Origin of the sequence: Campylobacter sp. 2014D-0258, assembly GCF_008000495.1 — a bacterium.
GTDB lineage: Bacteria > Campylobacterota > Campylobacteria > Campylobacterales > Campylobacteraceae > Campylobacter_D > Campylobacter_D jejuni.
On record NZ_VOAR01000010.1, the window covers coordinates 1 to 7,937 of the forward strand.

The following is a 7,937-nucleotide window of genomic DNA, read 5'->3' on the forward strand; positions in this document are numbered from 1 at the left end:
GTGCCTTCATCTACGCTCCCTAGTTCTGCAATTGCACCACTGGTATACAATAAACTTTCCGTTAATGTTGTCTTTCCTGCGTCAACGTGAGCCAGAATGCCTAAGTTAATTATTTTCATGTGATTTTCCTCCTATCAACACCCAAAAAAGGGCATAAAAATACCCAGTGATAAATACTCCTATCACTGGGTAAATAACTCCAATAGCCGTTTTCCCCTCCGGCATTATAGCCAACAAAAAAGAGTATCAAGGGTAAACGCTGCGGTCTATGACCGCCCTTGACACTCTTTTCCTTATGGCTTTGATGATAAACAAGGGGAAATGGCTTCTTGTGGCATTTCTGCCCCTGTGATATAATGAACGACGCTACCGCCCCCAGACAGGTAGAGAAAGGGGGTGAACCGCATGAGTGAACTTCTGTCATTTTTTCTCTCTGTTTTGGCAAGTGTAGTTGCCTACTACATCTGCAAATGGTTGGACGGAGAAGAATAACTGGTAGCCAGCCTTGGGATTAAGCCACCCACCCAGAACGGAATAGAAAAGCCCCGGAGTTGCGACCTCCGGGGCTTTTTGCTGTGCCACATGAGCACTTCTGTCATTTTCGCCTACTGGCATTATACCATATGCCTTTCGGCATTTCAAGTATGCCCTACTTCCACCACTTGTAAACTGTGGGCTTGCTCAATCCTGTCTCCCGTATGCAGTCTGCTTTCTTTCCGTCCGGGTGCTGACGCTGCCATTCTTCGACAATCTTCGACTTTTCTCCGCTGCCTTTTGGTCTACCATTTCCCTCTCTCCAATCCCTATCCTGTCTTTTCATACGAATATCACGAATTGCTCTTGCTTCTTCTAAGTGATCAGCCTGTTTTTGGTAATTCCTTTTATTCGCTGGCATAGGAATAGCCGATACTCTTTCCGCTTCACTTCGACTATATGTGACATAATTTTCTTGATAAAACTGCATAGCGTCCATTATATCACGCTTAGTAAAACGGTTATGCTCATCATCTGACATATCATCAAGAAACTGCAATAGGGAAAAAGCGTCCGTAAAAAGCTCATCTTCCGGAATATCGCACTTAACGGCATAGGACGCCAAAACGCAAAGGCAGCTGTATCTATGCCCTACAGAAGCTCCCTCTTTTATTTTCCGCAGCCACCAATCATATAAGTCCCTTTTGATATGCCAACGCTCACGGTAATGCAGAGAAAAATTCTATAGAAGTTTACCATTTTAACTCATTAGATCATCTTGATAAAAACATTAAAACACATGCATCGTTAAACCTCTATGGTGGGTATTCTAACGATGGTGAAGCTAATGGAAATAAAATTGTATTTCGTCTTAAAAAACCTTTAAAAATCAGTAATAATTTTTATGGAAAAATTATTACAATCTTTACGGAGGTTTTGCTACGGAGGGTGCGAATTTTAATATTATTGATATACAAAATGATTTAACCTATGAAAAAGTTCCACAAAATTATTCTGATAAATTTACTGTATATGCAGCTAGAACTTTAAGTGGAAAAGCAAATAATAATACCTTAAGTATAAAAGATTCTGTTATTTCATTGCCTTTATATGCTTTTATTACAAGTGAAACTACGCTAGATGGTATAGACTATATCGCTGATGAATCAAACAATAATGAAGTAAATTTTGAAAATATTAAATCATCTAAAAATTTAAGTTTGATGATCAATGCTAAAAATGTTTCAAATAATAAAATAAATTATAATCTCATTCAGAGTTTAACCGAAGCGAGTTCTTTAGGAAAGGGCTCAAAAATTATTTTAAAAGCAACTCAAAATGCAAACAACAATCTTATAAAGCTTAAAGATTGTTCTTCGGCTGCCGTGGAAAGTTCGTGCATCATAAAAGCAGATAAAGAAAGTGCTTTTAATAAAATCATCATCAACAACACAGTTTTTAGTACTGCCTCAGATAAAAGACAAGGTTATGTGGGGTTGATAGCTGGAGTGTCTGCAAATTCTCATGATAATATCATGGAGCTTGTTAATTTAAATATAGATGAGTATAAAAATCAAGATGCTATATTTTTAGCTCCATCTGGAACTTCGGATATTTCAAATTTTAAATCTTATAACAATACTTTATATTTAGGTGGAGAGTTAAATTTCTTTAAAGATGTAAATATCGATTTGCTTTCTGGTTCTGTTTTTCATGAAGTAAATAAAAAAGGCAAAATAATCACTCAAATTCTACCGCATCAAGAAGATTTTTCTAAAAATAATCGTTTGATTATAGATACTCAAGATGTCAAATCAGAAGTGGTAAATAACTTTGAAAATTTTACTTTTATTTTATCAAATAAAATAAAAAATCCTATCTTGATTATAGAAAAACTTATCAATCTTCCTTCAAATGGAAGTATGGAAATTCTTACTAAAAATAAACCAACAAAAGGAAAATATATTCTCATACAAAGTGATGTTGGAATTTATGATGGTGACAATAGATTGTTAAATCAACAAGAATTAGAAAATTTGTTAGAAAAAATGAAAAATAATAAAAATAAATTTAATTACAACAAGATAGAAAAGTTGGCTAAAAGTACATTGAAAAATGTAAATTTTAGCTTTGAAGTTTCAGATGATGCAAAAATAATTTATATCAACATACTTTAAAGGAGAGTAACATGAAAAAGATGAGTAAACATATAGTTTTATCATTTGCGGTGAGTTCTTTACTCTTTTCTCAAGCTTATGCTTTACCACAAGGAGGTAAATTTACTCATGGTACAAGTGGGACTATCCATACCTCTGGAAATACTGTAACGATTACAGGAAAAGGACAAAATCATGTTATCCAATGGGGTGGTGGTTTTAATATAGCTCAGGGAGAAAGTGTAAATTTTACAACTTCTGGTAAAAACTACCTAAACATTGCTTATCAAAAAGATGCTTCTAAGATAAACGGAGCTTTAAATGGCGGGAATAACAATATCTTTTTAGTTAATCCCATGGGAGTTTTGATTGGCAAAACAGGAACTATCACTGCGGGAAAATTTGTAGCTAGCACGACACCTTTAAATGATGAGAATGTTAAAACTTTTTTTAAAGCAAGGAGCTAGTTTTTCTCCAGCATTTGATGTAAGCAAGCAAGGAAATATTATCAATCTTGGAAAGATTAATGCAGATAATATTGTTTTAATAGGAAATAAGGTTGAAATAGGAGTAGGAGCGGAGCTAGCGGGGCAAGATGGGCAAACTAATGCTAAAACAGCCCATTTAATAGGAAATTATGTTTATGTTAGTGTAGGAAAAGATAAAGAGAATAAAAATACTATTAAAATTGATAAAGATGGCTTCAAAGGCACGGCTATTGTTGAGGGATTTATGCAAAGGGATATGACAAGTTTTGCAAATGATAAATATCAATTTGGAGATTTTGGTACTATTTTAAAGTCATCTTACAATGGAAAAGAGAGTCAAAATTTTTACAAAGCCATCACTATTGGTGGTTGGGAAAATGATAAAAATATTCAAGAATGGATTTTATTTTCAAATGGTTGGAATAAAGATGAATTAAATGGAATTTTTAAAGATGATTTAACAACTGTAAGATTGGTTAGCGATATAGATTTTGGATATAAAAATGCAGTGGATCCTGTGGGTGCAAGTAAATATGCCTTTAGTGGAATTTTTGATGGTGGAAATTATACTTTAAAAAATATACTTATCAATGCTCAAAACACAGACAAAGGATGGAATACTGGTATTTTTGGTAAAGTTGAAGGAAAAGATGGTAACAATAAGGCTAAAATTTATAATCTTAATGTCGATGGTTTGAAATTTAGCGGAAAAACAAATTCTGGAGGAGCTTTTGTTGGGCAAAGCTCTAGCGCAGATTTTAGTAATATTCATTTAAAAAATATTGGAGATTTAATTTTCTTTGACCCAAATTCCAAAAATGGAACCAGTGGATTTCTTTATGGTGGCGGTTTTGTAGGTTATGCCAAAAGTGGTTCTAGTTTTAATCGTATTAGTTTAGATAATTTTTCTAAAATCGCACTACAGCCAGAGGGTAAATTTAGCAGCGCGTATATTGATATTTACTTAGGTGGTTTTGCTGGTTATTCAGAAGGTAGTAATTTTTCTAATATTTTATTAAACAATATTGGCGGAGTAACGATTTTAGGTTCAGAAACAGGTGGTAATATTTTTGCAGGTGGTTTTGTAGGTTATGCTGGAGATGAATCATATTTTTCTCAAATTGATTTAAAAAATATAGGTAGTGTTCAAGCAGATGGTAAAACTTTTGTCAAGCATGCTGGCGCAGGAGGTTTTGCTGGAGCTATAAATGGAACTAATTCTTTTGAAAAAATTTCTTTAATAAATTTTGGAGATATTATTGCGAAAAGAGGATATGTTTGGGTTGTTAACGGTAATTTTAAAGTAGGTTCTGGCGGTTTTATAGGGCTTTTAAATCCTTTAGATGATAAAATTTTATATGTTGATTTTAAAAATATATTATTAAACTTTGATCAAAAAATGCAAATTTACGCTAAAGCTGGAGATGGAGCTTCGAGCTATTTTCCAGATTTAAATAACTGGGAGTATAATTTTTCTGGTGGATTTTTTGGGGGATTGTTTACATCAAAAGTTGGGAGAGCAAATTTTAATAATATTCAACTTAAATTTGGACAAGATGTAAGTATTATTGCTCAAAAGTTTCGTTCAAATTCTAATGAAAAATATCAAGGTTTATTCTATGGGTACTCTGTGAAAAATTGGAATGATGGAATTATGAAAACGGATAATGTTGCTATCTATTATGAAAAAAATTATAACACTAAGCAATATAATTGGTATTATCAAGATATCAAAGATGGCTTTTTTGGGAGTGCTATAAATGGTTATGCTTACAAAGATGGCAGATCATATGAATTTTATGATTATAATGCGATGAAAGATATGGAGATAAATAAACAAATTATAGCTATTCTTGAAAAAGATGGAGTGGTTAGCAAGGATTATAACAATGGATATGTTTCTTATTATGATGGTAATGCAAAAATTACTCCAGAAGTACCTGATTTTAAAGATCCTGTATTATCCAAAAATGACTTTGATCCAAAATTACTTCAAAGAATTTTAGATGATTTGATGAATGGAAAATACACTTATGATTTTGATACCAAAACTTGGACTTACGTAGATAGTAAGGGTGTGGTAGGAAAAGATGAAGCCAGTGAGATCACTCAAAGTTTAAATTTCTTAAATGCATTTAAAGATACTGGAGTAGAACAAGAATTTGTAAATTTGTGGAAAAATTCCCAAGATCAAAATTATAAAATTATACCAATCTTTATGAAAAATGGACGCAAAAGAAAACTGCTATGGATAAAATCAAAACCGGCGAAGGTTATTTCGCTAGTTTTAAAGAAGAATTACAAAAATACCAAGAAGCCTTAGCTCAACTTGACAAAGAAAATAAAAACTATGAAAAAATCAAAGAATCAGGCTTAGTTAGCGATGAAACACTTAAAGTTATGTATGAAAAACTTTTAGAACAAAAAGAAGCTCTTGAAAAGCAGTTTGCGGATCTTAGTGGAAATGAAGGATTTCACTATAAGCTTGAAAATGAAATTCTAAATTCTCAAGGTTTTTCTATAGAAGGTAAAGATGTAGATGATAAAGCATACACTGGAAATTATAAATTCGAAGGAAAATTAGCTTCATTGCCAGAAAAACCAAATATATCTATTTATGAGCCAGATAAACAAGGGGGTGAAGATCCAGACAAACCTTCTGTATTGCCGCCTGAAATTCCTGAAAAGGTTGTAGAAGCTCCTATAAAAATTCAAACCGAAGTAGACACAAAAAAAGAAGAAGATGATGATCAAGTGGAAATAGGAGAAGCAGATGCTAGAAGTAGTGGTTTGCGTTGTATTGTAAGTGATAATTTTAAGACAATGAACATTTGTGTAAATGCAAAATAGGAAATAAAAATGAGAAAAATTTTAGTTGTTTTAGTCTTATTGCAAGTATTTTCACATGCTGAAGAGCTAAATAATAATAAAATAAGAGAGCTTATAGAAAGCTCTCCTGAAGCAAATGAACCACAAAATAAAAATTTAAAAAATACATTAAAAAATCAAAAAAGCCCTGTAAATTTTAAAGAGCAAAATACTACAAATATTACAAATTCACAAACTGATCAAAATGAAGCTAAGGTTTTTGTAAGAGAGTATGTTTTGCATATCGATAATAAAGATTTGACATTTAAAAAATTAAGAATTAGCGAAAAAGAAATTCAAGATGCAATAGCTGAATATCGCAACCAAGAGTTAAGCTTACAAAATTTAAAAGATATAACAAACATTATAGCTTATTATTGTCAAGTAAGTGGCTATCCTTCGGCAACTGCTTATATACCACCACAAGATTTAAGTTCTAACAAAGTGCAAATTAACATAGCTTTTGGAACTTTAGGAAAAGTAATCATTAAAAACAACTCAGGTGTGAGGGATTATGCTTTAGAGAGTAAATTGAACAAAAATCTTAAAGGGAAAGTTATCACAACTAAAAATGTGGAAAATGAAATTTACAAAATCAATGAAATATACGGAATCCAAACCAATACTAATTTACAATCAGGTGATGGTTATGGAGAAAGCGATGTTATTATAGAAGTAAACAAAGGTGATAGTGCAACTTTAACTTTATATTCTAACAACTATGGGACTAAAGAAACAGGTCGTTTTAGAGCAGGAATGAGTCAAAGTTTAAACAATATAGCAAGACAAGGGGATAACTTAAATTTTTATCTTCAAGATAGCGATGAAAATCAAATAGATTATGGGATTAATTATAGTACTTTTATAGGAAATTTAAAAATTACTCCATTTGTAACTCAAGGACATTATGTTCTTGGTGGAATTTATAGAAATCTTGGTTTTTATGGGGACTCTATGAATATTGGGGTAAATTTTTCTTATCCTGTGTTTTTATATACTGAGTATTCTTTATATCTTGTTTCGGGTTTTACTCATAAAAAGATTAAAGATTATTATCTTGATGGTTTAGTAAGTAATGAAAAAGCGAGCAATAGTGTAAATTTAGGCATAGAAGGAACTTATAAAGGTTTAGAGAATAATGTCCTAAGTTATACCTTAAATTTTACATATGGCAATGTTGAAAACGATGGTGATTCTTCTGGATTTAATGGAGTAAATTTAGGGAATTTTGGAAAAATGAATTTAAATTTAAGCAACGAATATCAATTCCAAGAACGCTTAACTCACATTTTTCAACTCAATTATCAAAAAGTTATCGGTGGTGCTGTTTTAGATAGTAGTGAATCCGTGTCTTTAGGTGGACCTTATGGTGTGCGTGCTTATTTAGAAGGCGAGGGGAGTGCGGATAATGTTGTTTCTGGCACCTTAGGAATAAGATTTCAAACACCTTTAGAAGGGCTTTACTTGACTCCTTTTTATGATATAGGATATTCTTGGTATGAAAATAAAGAATATCAAAGCGAAAATCATTATTTTATGGATGCAATGGGTATGCAAATACTCTATACAAGAAGTGCTAATTTTTATGTAAAAATGGATGCTGCAAGAGCTGTTCATCGGTTTAAACACGATGGAGAACATCGAGCAAGAGTTTATGTAAGCCTAGGAAAATACTTTTAACTTTGGGGTGATTGGAGAAATTTCTACCTCCCCCCCCCATTTTTCAACCCACCAAATACTTATATAAATACTTACACAAATATTTATACTATTTAATCCTTTGTTTAATACACTTTTAAGTTTAATTGGTTATACTTTCATTTCCTTTTTTGAAAAAAGGACTTAAAATCTTTTAAATTATAAAGTTTCACTAGCTTAGTAGATTTTATAAATTAACTCTTTTGGTTTTTGTCTTATAAACTAAATGGTGTTTTATAATCTTGTTTTTTAA

General features: G+C 31.9%; 5 protein-coding genes and 2 pseudogenes. 4 read left to right on the forward strand and 3 right to left on the reverse strand.

Features of this window, described 5'->3' with window-relative positions; translation table 11 throughout:
* The 3 genes from SR62_RS00915 to SR62_RS00925 form a co-directional block, all read right to left on the reverse strand.
* Positions 1-119 (reverse strand): GTP-binding protein (locus SR62_RS00915; RefSeq protein WP_222703345.1); only part of this gene is annotated, 119 nt, incomplete at its 3' end.
* A 301-nt stretch (positions 120-420) separates the two neighbouring features.
* Positions 421-615 (reverse strand): hypothetical protein, encoded by a 195-nt coding sequence (locus SR62_RS09235; RefSeq protein ID WP_002904440.1) that lies wholly within the window; start codon positions 613-615, stop codon positions 421-423.
* Between the two features lie 34 nt (positions 616-649).
* Positions 650-1,099: a hypothetical protein gene (locus SR62_RS00925; RefSeq protein WP_002892961.1), complete on the reverse strand. Its 450-nt coding sequence runs from the start codon at positions 1,097-1,099 to the stop codon at positions 650-652.
* Positions 1,100-1,197: 98 nt separating this feature from the next.
* Here SR62_RS00925 and SR62_RS00930 point away from each other — a divergent pair.
* The 4 genes and pseudogenes from SR62_RS00930 to SR62_RS00950 all read left to right on the forward strand — a co-directional run.
* Positions 1,198-2,651 (forward strand): annotated as a pseudogene (locus SR62_RS00930) (hypothetical protein); the annotation flags it as partial.
* An 11-nt stretch (positions 2,652-2,662) separates the two neighbouring features.
* A complete protein-coding gene (locus SR62_RS00935; protein ID WP_002854810.1) occupies positions 2,663-3,097 on the forward strand; it encodes a filamentous hemagglutinin N-terminal domain-containing protein in 435 nt (144 codons plus the stop codon).
* 1,843 nt (positions 3,098-4,940) lie between these two features.
* A pseudogene (locus SR62_RS09440) lies at positions 4,941-5,854 on the forward strand (hypothetical protein); the annotation flags it as partial.
* 123 nt (positions 5,855-5,977) lie between these two features.
* Positions 5,978-7,666: a ShlB/FhaC/HecB family hemolysin secretion/activation protein gene (locus SR62_RS00950; RefSeq protein ID WP_002893445.1), complete on the forward strand. Its 1,689-nt coding sequence runs from the start codon at positions 5,978-5,980 to the stop codon at positions 7,664-7,666.
* The last annotated feature ends 271 nt before the right edge of the window (positions 7,667-7,937 follow it).